This window comes from Deltaproteobacteria bacterium RBG_16_64_85 (assembly GCA_001798885.1).
In the GTDB taxonomy this organism is placed as follows: domain Bacteria; phylum Desulfobacterota; class Deferrimicrobia; order Deferrimicrobiales; family Deferrimicrobiaceae; genus FEB-35.
The window spans coordinates 1,594-18,175 of sequence record MGQW01000020.1; the positions used below are offsets into that span (position 1 = coordinate 1,594).

A 16,582-nucleotide genomic window follows, 5' to 3' on the forward strand; every position below is an offset into this window, starting at 1 on the left:
TCCAGACCTGTTGCGAGGAGATCTTCGCCGCGATCTCGGCGAACTCCCCGGCATTGGCGGGCTTTTTCTTTGTTTCCGGATCCTCGAACGAGGCATAGTAGTCGTACAGGTTGGCAAAGCCTTTGGCCTTCAGCTTTTCGGCCAAAAGCCACATCACCTCGGTCTCCTCGGCCTTCACCTGCCAGAGAGTCTTGCCCACCGGCTGCTGGATCGATACGTGGCCGTGCAGGTTGGCCATGTTGGTGATGATCGAGAGCTTCTCGGTGGGAGCAAAGGTCGCCGGCAGCACGATGTCGGCGAACTGGGTCATCTCCGAGGCGTTGGTGACCATGTGAACGAAGAAGGGAACCTTGGCCATGGCTTTGTCCCAGCGGTCAGCCCCGGTGCAGGAGAAGTTGAAATTGCTCCAGGAACTGATGAAGACCTTGATGGCGTCCGGATTCTTTAACATACCGTTGGCCACGTTGTTGGTGACTACGCCGCTGCCGGGCTTCCCGCTCATCATGGCCGGCATGTCCTTGGCGCCGCGGCCGTCCAGCTTCTTCCCCTTGCCGGACTTCTGGGCAAGCTCGTCGACAAATTTATCCGCGGAAGGGAACTTCTCGGTCGGAGAGCCGGAGCTCTGGAAGACGCCTCCCTCGGTCTCGATGGAGCCCAGGATGCCGTTCAGAGCGTATACCGCCATGGCGGCGTAGGTGCCGCGGGGCGTCATCGCCACGCCGGGGCCCATCCAGACGGCTGTGGCGGATCCGGCCTTTCCCATGGCGCGGGCCACGCGGACGGTCTGATCCTCCGGGATCAGGGTTTTCTTGGCGGCCCAGGCAGGGGTCTTGTCCTTCAGCTCCAGATTCCACCACCTCACCACACCATGGGTCTGTTTCTCGACAAAGGCGGCCTCGTCGACCGCAGCGCCGGCCTTGAAGAGGTTCTTGCCGTCCTTGAAGTCGCCGACGAACTCCTTGCTCCACATCCCTTCCGTCATGATGACGTGTGCGAGGGCGGCGGCGAGGGCGCCGTCTTCCCCCGGTTTGATCGGCAGCCACTCGTTGGCCTTGGCGGCCGAGGCGGAGAGACGGGGGTCGACCGCGATGACGGTGCCGCGGTCCAGGATCTGGCCGAACTTGCCGATGGTGTTTGGCACTTGGCGGTTGGAACTCAAGGGGTCGCACCCCCAGACCACCAGGCACTTCGTCTTGGCCAGGTCGTAGTCGCGGTAGCCGAAAAAACCCTGTGTGTAGCCGGAGCCCATCTTCTCGGCCTCGGCGCAGATGGCGCTGTGGGAGAAGTAGTTGGGGGTGCCGAAGATCTTGGGAACGGTTCCGTAAAGCAGGTCGGTGGAGGTGGGAGAGTAGCGGCCCCGCATGTACATCAACTTCTCCGGCTCGTTCGCCTTGCGCAGTTCCATCATCTTGTCGGCGAGGGTGTCCAGCGCCTCGTCCCAGGTGACGGGGACGAACTTCGGGTCGATGCCGCGCCCTTTCTGCGGGTTGGTCCGCTTCATGGGCACCTTGACCCGGTCGGGGTCGTACATCTGCTGGGTCATCATGTGACCGCGGGGACAGACAAAGCCTCCGTTGGCCTTGGAATACCGGTTGCCCCGCACCTTGACGACCCGCTCCTCCTGTACGAAAAACTCCACCGGACACCAGGCGGTGCAGCCCTGGCACGTGGAGGGCAACCACGCTCCCGGGTACTCGCCGAGCAGCTTCGGCTTTGCACCCGCTGCAAAGGCATTAAGCGCAGGCATGCCCACCGCCGCCATGGCGCCTGTCGCCGCCGTGACCTTCAGAAAATCTCTTCGGCTGATTTTCATCCTCCACCTCCAGGGTCAAGATTTGGAATCCGTTTTATCGGCATCAAACAAGCAGTAACGGAAACGCGGTATAAAACCAGGTTACTACAATCAATTCCCATGCCATCGATAACCCACCGTTTTTTATAGGATCGAACATCGCCAAACGTTACTCGGAGGAAACGTCGTTCAGGGAAGGTGATACCAAGTGGTTGATTCTATACTCTATATCCATTGTTTCTTCAGCAGGATACCTTGTTGCATTATCGTAACATCTTGAATACGGTGATTGCGTCATTTATTGATTCCGTAGGCGTTTATCTTTTCCCAGAGGGTTTTTCTGCTGATGCCCAGGATTTCGGCGGCTTTCGTCTTGCCGCCTTGCGTCGCTCTCAGCACGCTGATTATATGGTTCCTCTCCGCGTCGGCGGCGACATGCGAAAGCAGAAGGTTCCTCGGCGCCTGCTGTCCCATCATGACCGCCGGAGGCATGTCATCTTTACCGATCCTCTCCGTCGTCGCCAGAGTTACACACCGCTCGATCGTGTTTTCAAGTTCCCTGACATTGCCGGGATAATCATAATTCAGAAGCATGTCGGCCGCCTCTTTCGAGAGCTTGACATTCTTTGAAAAACTTTTTCTGTATCTGTCCATGAAAAATTCGATCAGACTTGGAAGATCCTCCTTTCGCTCTCTCAGCGGGGGTAGGACGATCGGTATGACATTCAGCCTGTAATACAGGTCTTCCCGGAAGCGTCCGGCCTTGACCTCTTCTTCGAGGTTCCTGTTGGTTGCGGCGATCACCCGCACGTCGACGGTCAATGTTTCCGTTCCGCCGATCCTTTCGAATTGCCTCTCCTGCATGACCCTGAGGATCTTGGCCTGGGTCGACGGGGGGAGATCCCCGACCTCGTCGAGAAAAATGGTGCCGCCGTCGGCAAGCTCGAACCTGCCGGGTCTTCTTTTTATCGCCCCCGTGAACGCTCCCCTTTCATGGCCGAACAGCTCGCTCTCGATAAGCCCTTCGGGAAGCGTCGAACAGTTGACCTTGATCAGAGGCTTGTTCTTTCTCCCGCTCCGATAGTGTATGGACGTGGCGACGATCTCCTTGCCTGTCCCGCTTTCGCCAAGGATCAGAACGGTCGAAGGGGAATCGGAGACTTTTTCGATAAGGGAGAAAACCCTTTTCATCCCATCGCTCTCGCCGATGATGTTGGGTGCCCGGTAGTAGGTATTGAGGTCTTTCCGGAGCCTGATGTTTTCTTCCTTCAGTCTCTTCAGTTCGAGCGCCCTTTCGATGAGCAGAAGGAATGCATCGAGGGTAAAAGGCTTGGTGATGTAATCGAAGGCTCCGAGCTTCATCGCCTCCACGGCGTCCTTTATGGTTCCGTATGCGGTCATCACGATAACCTGCACGTTCCCCTGTCTCGTGATTTCCCTGACGATGTCGAAACCGTCCATGTCGGGAAGCCTCACGTCGGTGATCACGACATCGCACGATGCGTTGTTGATGGCATTCAGGCCGGCCGTGCCCGTGGAGAAAGACAGGACCTCGTATCCCGCCGCTCTCAGCGCGTCTTCAAGGGTTACGCGCATGATCTTCTCATCCTCTATGAGAAGGACGGTTTCTTTCATGCCGGCCGACCTGCGGAGAAACGCATGATGAATCGGCTGCCCTTTCCTGTTTCGCTCTCGACGGCGATCTCGCCATCGTAATTCCGGACGATTTCATAGGTCAACCAGAGGCCGAGGCCGGTCCCTTCCCCGGTGGGCTTGGTCGTGAAGAACGGGTCGAAGACCCTGCCGATATTCTCCGGGGGGATGCCGCACCCGGTGTCGATGACCTCGATGGCGACGGTCGAGTCCTGCCTGGCGGCCCTCACCGTCAGTACCCCTTCCGATTCCATGGCGTGGACCGCATTGATGAAGAGGTTGAGAAGAAGCTGCTGAAGATCGTGCACATCGAAGAGGAAGCGCAGGTCTTCGGGAACTTCGTTTCTGAAGATGAGCCCGCCGTCCCGGATCTTGTACTTCAGGAAGGAGTACGCGCTCTCGACGGCATTTCTTATGGTAACTTCAACGGGAGCACCCTCCGTCTTCCGGGACATCCAGAGGAGCTTGCTCACCGTCAACTCGATCCGGTCCATTCCCTCCCTGACGAGATCGAGGTATTTCTCCCTCAGTTTGGGATCTTCGCTGTTCTGTTTCAGGATCTGGAGGCAATTGAAGATGCCGCCCAGGGGATTGTTGATCTCGTGGGCAACCCCCGCGGTCAGAACGCCCATGGAGGCGAGCTTCTCCGACTGGACCATTTTTTCATGAGTCTTCTTCAGCTCTTCGTTCGCCTGCCGGATCCTCTCTATCATGCTGTTGAACCGCTCGCCAAGGACCGCGAGCTCGTCGTGCCCCTTGACATCGACCTTCAGGTCGAGGGTATCCCCGTGCGCCCGCTCCATCGCATTGGCGAGCTGGGTGATGGGGCTGATGAACCTCCTGCTCAGGAGCACGATGATCGCGAAGCCCGCAAAGAGAAGTACGATCGTCAAAACCACGATCCTTTTCACGGTGACGAGGATTTCACGCTCGACCTTCTCGAGGGATATCCCGAATTTCAAGGTCCCCCACCTTTTCTTTCCGATCGAGAGAGGAACGCCGAAGTCCAGGGCATTGTGTCCGGCACTTGAAAAACGCTGTACGGTGGTCCGTTCCTCGGCGAGGATCTTTTTCGTCAGCCGATCCGCATATCGTTTCCCGTATTCGGTGATATCGTTGTGGGAAATCACCCTGCCCTCTTCATCCAGAATCGCCACATACAGCAGGTCCGCGTCCTGCCGGTTGAAGATCTCCATAAGATAATTATCAAGAAGTCCGCCTTCTTCCACGAGCCCGAGTTTTTCGTAGATCAGGTCATTGATGATCGGTATCGCAAGCGTCTCGCCGAGGAGACGGCCCTGTTTTTCCACCTCCGCATACAAAATGCTCTTTTCCCTTTCGACGGCCAGATAGCCGAGAACGCTCATCATCACGATAATCGCGCACGTCGTGACGAGGATGAATTGAAACTGGAGGCCCTTCCTCGAAAAATAATCGATCAGCCGGGTCATCGTCGTATCTTCGGATGGCATCCCCTGCCGCAGGTCTGCGGGACGGCATTGATCTGCGAACGGATGTTTTCGTAGTCCTTGTCCGATGCCTCGGTAAACCCGTTCCTGAAGTCTTCATCCAGGCGCCTCAATATCTTTTGTCCGTTGTCATCCGAAGGGTTCAACTCGAGAAGCGCTCTCTTTATGCTTTCCACGACCGAAAGGGGGATTCCCGGCGCAACAACGAGGGGTCCCATGGGAATGGCCTCGGACTCGGCAATCGTCTCTATGCCGAGCTTCGAATATTTCCTTGCCACCGAGTCTCGCACGGCCCCCGCGTCGTACTGTCCTTTGAGAACCGCCTTCACCACGGAATCGTGATAATCGAAATTGGCATATCCCTTCAGGTCGTTCAGATGGATCCCGGAGTTTGCAAGGAGATAGCGGGGGACAAGGTTCCCGGACGTCGATTTGGACGAGGCAAAGGCGATGCTCTTCCCCTTGAGGCCAGCAGGACTTATCTGCGGATCGCTCTTCTTCTTGACGATCACGCTCCTGAATGTCGCGTTACCGTCAGCGCCCCTGGGTTTCAGGATGCAGATGGCGCCAAATCTCGCGCGGGCCTCGAGGTAGGTCAACGGTCCCAGAAGAGCGACATCCGTCTCCCCGCTCGCCAGGGCGTTCACCGTCTCCTCATAGTTCTTCTTCAGCACGAGTTCATAGGAGTAAGGCGTCTTCATCGAAAGGTAATCGAGAAGAGGCTGATACTTCTCGTACAGGATCCTGGGATTGTCCCGGGGGATTACGCCGACGCGCACGGTTTGGTCTTTCCTGGCTTTCTTCGCAACCGTCGAACTACCGGCGATGGCCCGGTCCATTGTCCGTATTCCGTCATAGTCCCTGTCGGGGACCTCGACAAATCCGTCGATCATCATGGCATCGAGAATCGCTTTTCCCCTTGGTGTCTTCCGCATGTTCAGAAAAGCGGCTTTCACCTCCCTTTTGAGCACGGGATCGAGATCCCGGACCGCAACCACCGGAGGGGTCCCGTAGGGAGGAGAACGTTTGATGATCTTTGTCTGCCTGGCGTAGGGAGAGCCGGTCTTCCGCATATACTCGTACACGATGCTATCCACTGCCGCTCCGTCCACGATTTTCTTTGCGACCATCTCAACCGATTTATTGTGACTGTAACTGTAGAGAAACCTCCCGAAAAACCTTTCCGGATCGGTTCCCATCGTCTTCAGCAGATAGGTGGGATAGATCTTGCCGCTGTTGGATTTCGGGTCCATAAAAGCGAACGTCTTTCCCTTCAGCTCCGGAAAGGCCTTCAGGAGACTGTCGTTATGAACGATGATGTAGGAGTGATATTTTGGATTTCCGTCCACGCTCGGTGCTGCAAGGAGTTCAACACCGAACTTCTCGCGATCCTTCACATAGGGAGCGGAACAGATAAACGCGATTTTCACCTCGCCCCGCTCGAGGAGTCCGTCCATCTCGTCATAGGTCCTCCGGTGGACCATCTGGACGGGTTGTCCGATCTGGCTGCCGATGTATTCGATGATGTCCTGGTAATATTTGACCGTGTCGACCGGCGTGATCATCGACGACACGCCGATCCGGATCGGTTCCTGCGGTGCGGCGGACTGGAGGGGTGCAACGAGGGCGGAGGCGGGGAGAAGGGCAAGAAAAAAAACAACGCTTCCGAAGAGGACCGGGATGCCCCGGGCAATGACCCACCGCGACAGCCCATGGGGTAGGAAACCCATAATTTTTGAATTCTATCATCTTCCAAGGCGGGTTTCTAAGCCGGCACCCCAGCGGGCGCGTGAATCCCGCACCGGATTTTGGTACACTTCACCAAGAAATTCCTCCGCGGAGGGAAAAGCGATGAAGAACCGCACCATCGACCAGCTGGATCTTTCCGGGAAGCGGGTGCTGATCCGCGTCGATTTCAACGTGCCGCTGGACAAGGCGGGGAACATTACCGACGACACGAGGATCCAGGCGGCGATCCCCACCGTCCGGCACGCCGTGACGCACGGCGGGAAGACGATCCTGCTCTCCCACCTGGGCCGCCCGAAGGGAAAGAAGGTGCCGGAGATGAGCCTCGCTCCCGCCGCGAAGCGGCTCTCCGCGCTCCTGGGCAAGGAGGTCCCCTTCGTCCCCGACTGCGTCGGCGAGATCGCGGAGAAGGCGGTTGCGGCGATGCGCCCGGGGGATGTCGTCCTGCTGGAGAACGTCCGATTCCATGCCGAGGAGGAGAAGAACGACGAGGCCTTCGGCAAAAAACTCGCCGCCCTGTGCGACGTCTACGTCAACGACGCCTTCGCCACCGCGCACCGGGGCCACTCCTCCAACGTCGCGATCACCCGGTTCGTGAAGGAGAAGGCCGCGGGGCTGCTGATGAAGAACGAGATCGCCTATTTCGAGAAGGCGCTCGTCGATCCCGCGCGGCCGCTCGTCGCGGTCTTCGGGGGGGCCAAGATCTCGGGGAAGATCGAGGCGATCAACAACGTGCTGGGCAAGGTGGACAAGATCCTCATCGGCGGGGCGATGGCCAACACGTTCTTTGCGGCGCAGGGGTACGAGGTGGGAACATCCCTCTATGAGGCCGAGATGGTGGACACGGCGAGGCAGGTGCTCGCCAACGCCGCGGGCCGCAAGGTCAAGCTGTACCTCCCGGTGGACGTCGTGGTGGCCGACCGGTTCGAGGCGTCCGCCGCAACGAAAGCCGTCCCCGTGCCGGAGATCCCCGCGGGCTGGACGGCGGCGGACGTGGGGCCGGCGACCTCCCTCCTCTTCAGGGAGGCCCTGCAGGGGGCAAAGACGATCGTATGGAACGGGCCCCTGGGCGCGTTCGAGATGGCGCCGTTCGCCAACGGGACCTACTCGATGATGCGGGCGCTCGCGGAGAGCGACGCGATCACCATCGTCGGGGGAGGGGACACCGACACGGCCCTCCACAAGGCGGGGCTCTTCTCGCGGATGTCCTACGTCTCCACCGGCGGGGGGGCATTCCTCGAACTGCTCGAGGGGAAGCGGCTGCCGGGGATCGCCGCGCTGGAGGAAACTTAGGATATCGTGCCTCGCCCGTCCCCGAAGTCCCGCATCGAGGAGCTCCGGCGGCTCATCCGCTACCACAACGACCGCTACTACCGGGAGGATGCCCCGGAAATCTCCGACGCGGAATACGACGCCCTGTTTCGCGAGCTCCAGGAACTTGAGCGCGTCCATCCGGGGTTCTTCGACCCCGATTCCCCCACCCTGCGTGTGGGGGCCGAGCCCGTCGAGGCGTTCGGCACGGTCGTGCGGGAGAACCCGATGCTCTCCCTCCAGAACGCCTTCAGCGAAGAAGAGATGGTCGAGTTCGACGCCCGTACCCGTCGGTTCCTGCGGGGGTTGGGACACGGCCTGGAAGCGATCCTCGACGCCCAAGGATATGTGGCCGAGGTTAAAATCGACGGACTCGCCGTCGAACTCATCTTCGAAAACGGCACCTACGCCCGCGGGGCGACGCGGGGCGACGGGGTCCGCGGGGAGGACGTCACCGCCAACCTGAGGACCCTCCCGGAGATCCCGCTGTCCCTCCCCGGGAAGGGGGCGCATCGCGAACGCGGCGGAAACGCACCGGCTCCGCCCGCGCACCTCTCGGTGCGCGGCGAGGTCTACATGACGAAGGCCGAATTCCGGGATCTGAACCGGGGGCGGGAGCGCCTGGGAGAGTCCGTCTTCGCCAATCCGCGCAACGCGGCCGCCGGCTCCGTCCGACAGCTCGATCCACGGGTCACCGCGAGCCGCCGGCTCCGTCTTTGGGTCTACGGCACGGGGCAGGACCTGTCGAAACCCGGGGAATCTTTCTTCACGCGCCACTGGGAGGAGCTCGAGAGCCTCAAGGGATGGGGCTTCCCGGTCAACACGGAGTACAGCCGGGCATGCCGCAACATCGACGAGGTCCTTACGTTTTACCGGGAGGTGGAAGGCAGGAAAGACGCCCTTCCCTACGAGATCGACGGGATCGTCGTCAAGGTCGACGCGGTCGAGCTCCAGCGGGAGCTCGGCGAGATTTCGCGGTCCCCCCGTTGGGCGATCGCCGCGAAGTTTTCCCCGGACCGCGCCGAGACGACGGTCGAGGCCATCGTGGTCAGCGTCGGCCGCACGGGCACGCTGACCCCCGTCGCGAACCTCGCGCCCGTCGTCGTCCGGGGGGTGACGGTCCGCAGGGCCACCCTCCACAACCAGGACTTCATCGACGAGAAGGACATCCGCACCGGGGACCGGGTTGTTGTCCAGCGCGCCGGGGACGTCATTCCCGAAATCGTGGAATCCCTCTCGGCCAAGCGGAAGGAAGCGGAGCGCGCGGAGCCGTTCCGCATGCCCGACCGCTGCCCGATCTGCTCTTCTCCCGTTGAACGGGTCCCCGGGGAGGCCGCGCACCGCTGTACCGGACAGGGATGCGTGGGAAAGCGCAAGGAGGCGTTGCGCCACTTCGTTTCCAAGAACGCGATGGACATCGAGGGGATGGGAGGGAAGATCATCTCGATGCTGGTGGACGAGGGACTGGTCACCGAGCCGGCCGACCTGTACGAACTGGACGCCCGGACGCTTGCCGGCATGGAGCGCCTCGGGGAGAAATCCGCGGGCAACCTCGTTCGCGCCGTCAAAAAGAGCCGGACGCCGACCCTCTCCCGTTTTCTTTACGGCCTCGGGATCCCGCACGTGGGAGAGCATCTCTCCGAGGTGCTGGCACGGCACTTCGGGTCGCTGGACGCGATCCGCGAGGCGACGGTCGAGGAGCTTTCCGAGGTGCACGAGATCGGGCCGGAGGTGGCGCAGAGCATTTCGGCATTCTTTTCCTCGACGGAAGGCGGGCGCATCGTCGAACATCTCCTCGAGAGGGCGAAAATAAAGATTCGGCCCGAGCCGCCCCGTGAAGGGAAGCTTGCCGGCAAAACGGTTCTTTTCACGGGAGCGCTGGGCATCCCCAGAGCGAAAGCGCAGGAGATGGTCCGGAAGGCGGGCGGTACGGTCGCCGGGGGCTTAAGCCTCAAGGTCGATTTCCTGGTGGCGGGCACCGATCCGGGGTCCAAGCTCGCCAAGGCCCCGAAGATGGGCATACGGGTGATCACCGAGGAGGAGTTTCTGGGAATGGCCGGGGAGAAGGAGCGGTAGATGAAGGAGACTTCGGAGGCCCGCGTGGTCGTCTCGGGAAGGGTCCAGGGGGTCTTCTTCCGCGCGTCGACGCGGGACGTGGCCGTTCGTTACGGGGTCCGCGGGTTCGTCCGGAATCTCCCCGACGGCCGGGTGGAAGCGGTGCTGCAAGGGGACCGGGGCGCCGTGGAGAAGGTCGTCGCCTTCATGCGCGAAGGGCCGCCGGGGGCATACGTGGAGGAGACCGATATCGAATGGCGGCCCCCGTCGGAGGTCTGGAATGGGTTCCTCGTCCGCCGCTGAACCCAGAGTCGCGGACTATTGGCATCCCGAGGGGGAAGCCGTCCGTTGCGAGCTGTGCCCCCACGGGTGCCTGATCGCCGACGGCAAGCGGGGGATCTGCCAAATACGGGAAAACCGGGAGGGAACGCTATTCGCCCTCACTTACGGCAGGGTGTCGGCGGTTCAACTGGATCCGATCGAGAAGAAGCCCCTCTTCCACTTCCACCCGGGGACGGAGATCCTTTCCGTGGGGTCCATCGGCTGCAACTTCCGCTGCGGGTTCTGCCAGAACTGGCACCTCGTCCTGGGGCAGGCATCGCTTTCGCCGGCCGGGATCCCGGAGCTCGTCCGCGCCGCCAGGGAATCGGGGTCCGTCGGGATCGCCTATACTTACAACGAACCGCTGATCTGGTTCGAATTCGTGATGGACTGCGCCCGGGAATTCCGTAAGGCCGGCATGGCCAACGTGCTGGTGACGAACGGCCACGTTTCCCCGGAGCCGCTGGGGGAGCTTCTCCCGCTGGTGGACGCGATGAACATCGATCTCAAGTCGATGGACCCCGATTTTTACCGGAAGGTATGTGCGGGAAACCTGGCGCCCGTTCTCGACACGATCCGGACGGCCTCGCGAAGCGTCCACGTCGAGATCACGGCCCTGCTGGTCACGGGGGAGAACGATTCGGACGACGCGATCCGGAAGGTGGTCGACTTCGTTGCCGGCACGGACCCGGAGATCCCGCTTCACTTTTCCCGCTATTTCCCCCAGCACCGGTTCACCGCGCCGCCGACACCCCCCTCCCGGCTCGAGACGGCACACCGGATCGGCCGGGAGAAGCTTTCCTACGTTTACGTGGGAAATTACCACCTGGCCGGAAGCGAGGATACGCGGTGCCCCCGTTGCGGCGCGACCGTCGTCCGCCGTCTGGGCTACCGGACCTCCCCGATCGGCCTCGTGGGAAACCGGTGCGCCTCTTGCACAGCGAAGCTTCGTTTCGTGGTATAAATGACCCCAATGAGAAGCGCGTTTCTCGCCCTTCTGTTGTGCATCGCTCTATGGGCCCCCCCGATGCTCCAGGGGGCGCCGGACAACACCCACCGCGGAGCGGCTACCTATGAGGAGCGCTCCAAAGCCGAAAAGATGAGCCGTTCCCGGTACAGGGACCTGGAGGTGGCCTCCCTCGTTCTCATCCTCGTGGTAGGGGGAGCAGCCATTCTGTGGGCAGTGCGAAAAAAATAAGTCATGAAAGCGACTCCGCCCAAAAGGATCCTCGTCATCGACGACGAACCGCAGATCCTGAACTTCCTCAAGGAACTCTTCCAACCCGGCGGATGGGACGTGCACCAGGCGTCCTCCGGCACGGAGGGGATCGAGAAGATCGAGCGGGAGCGGTACGACGTCATCCTCACCGATCTCAGGATGCCGGACGCCGACGGGATCGAGGTCCTCCGGACCGCGAAGAAGATCCAGTCCGACGCCGAAGTCGTTCTGATGACGGCCTACGGCACCGTCGACAGCGCGATCGAGGCGATGCGAGCGGGCGCGTTCCACTTCCTCATGAAACCGTTCCGGGCGGAGGAGGTGCGCCACCTGGTCGACAAGGCATACGACCGGCGCCAGCTGAAGCGCGAGAACCTCTTCCTCAAAGCCGAAGCGCGCGGCCAGCACCAGATCGGGGCCGTCGTCGGCACCAGCCCGACCGTCCAGGAGGCCGTTTCCCGCGTCCAGCGGCTGGCGGACACGGACACACCCGTCCTGATCGAGGGGGAGCACGGGACGGGACGGGGATTTCTCGCGAGAATCATCCACTACCAGAGCTCGCGTTTCGACGGCCTCTTCGTGCCCGTGGCCTGCGCCGGCATCCCGGAGGAGCTGCTGGAGAGCGAATTGTTCGGATATGCGCCGGGAGCCTACCAGCGGGCCATGCTGCCCCGCGCCGGAAAGGCCGAACTCGCCAGCCGGGGAACCCTCTACCTCGCCGATATCGACAGGGTGGGGATGCGGATCCAGGAGAAAATCCTCCGGCTCCTGACGACGAAAACCATATCCCCCGTGGGTGGCAGCCGGGAGATCGAGAGCGACGTGCGCCTGGTGGCCTCCTCCACCTCCTGCGTTGGCGATCTGTCGGAGAGCGGGAAATTCCTTCGAACCCTTCGGGACGCCCTGCATCCGGGGCTCATCCGCCTCCCCCCTCTTCGGGAACGTACCGAGGACATCCCTTTGCTCCTCCATCATTACCTCTTCGAATCGAACCGGGAGAGGAAGAAGCCGCTCCGGGGCTTCAGCGAGGCCGCACTGTCGGCCCTGACGGCGCATTCCTGGCCGGGAAACGTCGAGGAGCTCATCGAGCTGGTGAACCTCATCTCCTCCCGGAAGAGGCAGGGAAGCGTGGTGGACGCAGCGGACCTCCCCACGGAAATCCTGTACGGGCGCACGCGCAAGCCCCCGATGGACGACTCCCCTCCCGCGAAGCCTCCCCTGGACATCCGCGAAGCCATAAAAGACCTCGACCGACAGATGCTCAAGCAGGCTCTCGCCTTGTCCGAGGGGGACAAGGAGAAAGCCGCCGCACTCCTCAATATCGAGTTGGCCGCCCTGGAGAAACTGATGAAGAGCAGCGGCATCGAGGAGTAAACCGGAGGGGGACACTCTTGAAAGCCGCCTTTTTCCGCGAGCACGGCGGTCCCGACAAGATCCAGTACGGAGATCTCCCCGATCCGGCACCCGGCCCGGGGCAGGTGCGGGTCCGCATTCGCGCCGGGGCGTTGAACCACCTCGACCTCTTCGTCCTAAGGGGGATCCCCGGCATCCCCGTGACTCTCCCCCACGTGATGGGGTCCGACGGCGCAGGCGTCGTCGAGGCGGTAGGGCCCGGGGTCGCCCGCGTGAGGCCCGGCGACGAGGTGGTGCTGAATCCCGGGATCCACTGCGGGACCTGCGAGTTCTGCCTCAAGGGCGAGCACTCGCTGTGCGTCACTTTCCACCTCCTCGGGGAGCACATCGCGGGGACGTTCGCTTCGCTCGTCGTCGCCCCGGAGATCAATGCCTATCCGAAACCCGCGGGACTCACGTGGGAGGAGGCGGCGGCGTTCCCCCTTACCTTCCTCACGGCGTGGCGGATGCTCGTCACGAAGGCCCGTGCGAAGCCCGGCGAGTCCATCCTCGTCGTCGGCATCGGCGGAGGCGTAGCGGTCGCCGCGCTGCAGATCGCGAAAATGCTGGGCCTGACCGTATGGGTCACGTCGGGCAGTGCGGACAAGCTTTCCCGGGCGAAGACGCTGGGGGCGGACTTCGGCATCGACCCTGCCGAAGCTGACTTCTCTCGCGAGATCCGGAAGTTCACGGAGAAGCGCGGCGTGGACATCGTCCTCGACTCGGTAGGGAGGGCGACCTGGAAGCAATCCATCGCCTCCCTGGCCAAGGGGGGGCGGCTGCTCACCTGCGGCGCGACCACCGGCCCCAACCCCGAGGAGGATATCGCCAGGATCTTCTGGAACCAGTTGAGCGTGCACGGTTCGACCATGGGAACGCACGGCGAGTTCGCCGACATGCTCCGAATGTTCCACGGAGGACGCCTGCACCCCGTGATCGATGCCGTGTTTCCCCTGTCGCAGGCGAGGGAAGCCGCGCGACGGCTGGAGGAGAAGCGGCAGTTCGGAAAGATCGTGCTCCGGGTCGATTGACGGACGCGCGGGTCCCTGCTACATTAGCCGCCAAGACATCCTGAAAGGAGGACCTGCGATGGTCACTTTCGAGTACCGGTTCGACGTGATCCCGGGGAAATCGGTCGAATACGAAAGGTACGTGAAGGGCGCGGGAAAGGACATCTGGCTGAAGTTCACGGGCGTGAAGTCGGTGCGGACCTATAAGAGCATGCTGGGGGGCTCATCGCCGCAGCGGCTGGTCCAGGTGGACCTGGAAAGCCTCGCGGCGCTGGAGAAGATCCTCTCCAACCCCGCCTTTCAGAAGGCGAAGGCGAAATTCCACGGACTGGTGACCCACGTTTCCGACTCGCTGCTGGTGCAGGTGAGCGCAAAGAAGAACTAAATGGGGAACGTGCTTCGAGGCGTGGGGGCGGCCTGAGGGCTTAGGGCCGCCCTTTTATTTTGCGCGCTGGCGGAGGATTTCCGCGTACACTTCCTTGCGGGAGAGGCCTGTCCGCTCGGAGATTTCCCGGGCGAAGTCCCGCGAGGAGCCGGAGGCGTCCGAAAGGGCGGCCTGCACGATCTCTTCCACCGACATCTTCACCGTCTTCTGCGCCCCCCCAACGACAAGGGTGATCTCCCCGAGGACCGACCCCCGGCGGGCGATCTCCGCGGCCAGTTCCGCGAGCGTCCCGCGGAGGATCTCCTCGTGGATCTTCGTCAACTCGCGCACCAGGCATGCCCTGCGGTCGCCGAGGATCTCCGCCGCCTCGGCGAGAAATGCTCCGACACGCTGAGGGGATTCGTAGAAGATCATCGTGCGGGTCTCGTCCGCGAGGGCCTGCAGCGCTTTCTTCCGCTTCTCCTTCCGGTTCGGGAGGAACCCCTCGAAGGCGAAGTGGTCGGTGGGGAGGCCCGAAACGACGAGCGCGGAGATCAGCGCCGACGGCCCCGGGATCACCTCGACCGGGATGCCCACGGTGATCGCTTCCCGCACCAGCTCGTATCCGGGGTCGGAGATGGCCGGGGTCCCGGCGTCGGAGACCAGCGCGACGCTCTCCCCCTCTTTCAACCTTCGCATCAGGACCGCGCCCGCGCGCAGCTTGTTGTAGTCGTGGAAGATGAACATGGGGGTGCGGATCTCGTACCGATTGAGCAGCTTCACCGTCCGCCGCGTGTCCTCGCAGGCGATGACCGATGCCTCCTTGAGGACGCGGATCGCGCGAAGCGTGATGTCCTCCAAATTCCCGAGCGGGGTAGCCACGATGTACAGGGTGCCTTGGCCCATCTTCGCGCTCCTTCGAGAAGCCGCGACGGTCTGCTTCCGTCACAGTTTCCTGTTGTCGATGACGCGTTTCGCCTTCCCCTCGAACCGTTGCAGCGTCTTCTTCTCCACGAGCTTCACGTCCACGCTGATCCCCAGCTCGTGCGCCAGCCGCTTCCGGATCGTCTCGACCATCCCGCTTTGCCTCCGCATCTGGTCGAAGAAGATCGACTCGGCGGCCTCCACCAGGACGGTGACCTCGTCCATCGCCCTCTTGCGGTCGATCACGATCTGGTAGTGAGGCTCGGTCCCCTCGATCTCGAAGAGTACGGACTCGATCTGGGAGGGGAAGACGTTCACCCCCTTGATGATCAGCATGTCGTCGGTGCGCCCCGCCACGCGGCTCATGAGCCTTCCCGTGCGGCCGCAGGGGCAGTCCCCCGGCAGGAAACTGGTCAGGTCCCGCGTCCTGTACCGGATCATCGGGAACGCTTCCTTGGTGAGCGTCGTGATCACGAGCTCCCCCGCCTGCCCCGCAGCGACGGGTGTAAGCGTCTCCGGGTGGATCACCTCCACGAGAAAGTGGTCTTCGTTGATGTGCAACCCGCGGCGCTCCTGGCACTCTCCCGAGACGCCCGGCCCGAGGATCTCCGACAGCCCGTAGTTGTCGGTGGCGACGATCCCGAGCTTGTCCTGGATCTCCTGCCGCATCCCCTCCGACCACGGCTCCGCTCCGAAAAGCCCGTACTTGAGGGAAAGCGCGGAGACCGGGATCCCCATCTCCTGAATCGTCTCGGCGACGAGCATCGCGTAGGAGGGAGTTCCCACGAGCGCCGTCGTCTTGAAGTCCATCATGATCTTGATCTGGCGGGCGGTGTTGCCGCTCGAGGCCGGGATGACCGACGCACCGATCCGCTCCGCCCCGTAGTGGAGGCCGAACCCCCCGGTGAACAAGCCGTACCCGAAGGAGATCTGGACGACGTCGTCCTTCGTCACGCCCCCGGCGGTGAGGACGCGGGCCACGAGGTTGCTCCACGTCTTGATGTCGTTGAGCGTGTACCCCACCACGGTCGACGTCCCCGTCGTTCCCGAGGAGGCGTGGATGCGGACGACCTCCCGCATCGGCACCGCGAACAGCCCGTAAGGGTAGTTCTGCCGAAGGTCCTCCTTCGTCGTGAACGGCAGCCGAGGGAGGTCGTCGAGCGACCCGAAGTCCTCCGTCGAGATCCCCAGCTCGTCGAACTTCCTCCGGTAGAAGGGGACGTTCCGGTACACCCTGTTCAGCGTCGACTCGAGCCTCTCCAGCTGAAGCTGTGCGAGCTCTTCCCTGTCCATCCGTTCCTGCACGGGCTCCCAGTACATCGCAGC

General features: G+C 62.1%; 13 protein-coding genes and 1 pseudogene (1 of these 14 cut by a window edge). 8 read left to right on the plus strand and 6 right to left on the minus strand.

The window, feature by feature from the left end:
• The 4 genes and pseudogenes from A2Z13_06495 to A2Z13_06510 all read right to left on the minus strand — a co-directional run.
• Positions 1 to 1,813 (minus strand): annotated as a pseudogene (locus A2Z13_06495) (dehydrogenase); it reaches 766 nt to the left of the window's first position.
• A 273-nt stretch (positions 1,814 to 2,086) separates the two neighbouring features.
• Entirely contained in the window at positions 2,087 to 3,427 is a 1,341-nt protein-coding gene (locus tag A2Z13_06500; GenBank protein OGP80378.1) for a hypothetical protein, read from the minus strand.
• Positions 3,424 to 4,896, minus strand: a complete 1,473-nt coding sequence (locus tag A2Z13_06505) for a hypothetical protein (GenBank protein OGP80379.1) — start codon at positions 4,894 to 4,896, stop codon at positions 3,424 to 3,426. The genes A2Z13_06500 and A2Z13_06505 overlap by 4 nt, the downstream gene beginning before the upstream one ends.
• Entirely contained in the window at positions 4,893 to 6,644 is a 1,752-nt protein-coding gene (locus tag A2Z13_06510) for a hypothetical protein (GenBank protein OGP80380.1), read from the minus strand. The genes A2Z13_06505 and A2Z13_06510 overlap by 4 nt, the downstream gene beginning before the upstream one ends.
• A 121-nt stretch (positions 6,645 to 6,765) precedes the next feature.
• Between A2Z13_06510 and A2Z13_06515 the strand changes: the two genes are divergently transcribed.
• The 8 genes from A2Z13_06515 to A2Z13_06550 are packed head-to-tail and all read left to right on the plus strand — an operon-like array spanning position 6,766 to position 14,353.
• Complete coding sequence (locus tag A2Z13_06515) at positions 6,766 to 7,953, plus strand: phosphoglycerate kinase (protein ID OGP80381.1); 1,188 nt, start codon at positions 6,766 to 6,768, stop codon at positions 7,951 to 7,953.
• 6 nt (positions 7,954 to 7,959) lie between these two features.
• Positions 7,960 to 10,047 (plus strand): hypothetical protein, encoded by a 2,088-nt coding sequence (locus tag A2Z13_06520; GenBank protein ID OGP80382.1) that lies wholly within the window; start codon positions 7,960 to 7,962, stop codon positions 10,045 to 10,047.
• Positions 10,048 to 10,329, plus strand: a complete 282-nt coding sequence (locus A2Z13_06525) for an acylphosphatase (protein ID OGP80383.1) — start codon at positions 10,048 to 10,050, stop codon at positions 10,327 to 10,329. It abuts the gene before it with no gap.
• On the plus strand, positions 10,307 to 11,311 hold the full coding sequence (locus A2Z13_06530; protein OGP80384.1) for an AmmeMemoRadiSam system radical SAM enzyme: 1,005 nt from the start codon (positions 10,307 to 10,309) through the stop codon (positions 11,309 to 11,311). Before A2Z13_06525 ends, A2Z13_06530 begins: the two co-directional genes overlap by 23 nt.
• Entirely contained in the window at positions 11,312 to 11,545 is a 234-nt protein-coding gene (locus A2Z13_06535) for a hypothetical protein (protein ID OGP80385.1), read from the plus strand.
• 3 nt (positions 11,546 to 11,548) lie between these two features.
• A complete protein-coding gene (locus A2Z13_06540; protein OGP80386.1) occupies positions 11,549 to 12,940 on the plus strand; it encodes a hypothetical protein in 1,392 nt (463 codons plus the stop codon).
• Positions 12,941 to 12,957: 17 nt separating this feature from the next.
• Positions 12,958 to 13,989, plus strand: coding sequence for an alcohol dehydrogenase (locus A2Z13_06545; GenBank protein OGP80387.1), 1,032 nt, complete (start codon positions 12,958 to 12,960; stop codon positions 13,987 to 13,989).
• 58 nt (positions 13,990 to 14,047) lie between these two features.
• Positions 14,048 to 14,353 carry a hypothetical protein gene (locus A2Z13_06550; protein OGP80388.1) on the plus strand — a complete coding sequence of 102 codons (306 nt, stop codon included), beginning with the start codon at positions 14,048 to 14,050 and terminating at the stop codon, positions 14,351 to 14,353.
• Between the two features lie 54 nt (positions 14,354 to 14,407).
• On the opposite strand, the gene A2Z13_06555 is transcribed toward A2Z13_06550, so the two are convergent.
• Positions 14,408 to 15,238: a 16S rRNA (cytidine(1402)-2'-O)-methyltransferase gene (locus A2Z13_06555; GenBank protein OGP80389.1), complete on the minus strand. Its 831-nt coding sequence runs from the start codon at positions 15,236 to 15,238 to the stop codon at positions 14,408 to 14,410.
• A gap of 39 nt (positions 15,239 to 15,277) precedes the next feature.
• Positions 15,278 to 16,576 carry a phenylacetate--CoA ligase gene (locus A2Z13_06560; protein ID OGP80410.1) on the minus strand — a complete coding sequence of 433 codons (1,299 nt, stop codon included), beginning with the start codon at positions 16,574 to 16,576 and terminating at the stop codon, positions 15,278 to 15,280.
• Positions 16,577 to 16,582: the final 6 nt, after the last annotated feature.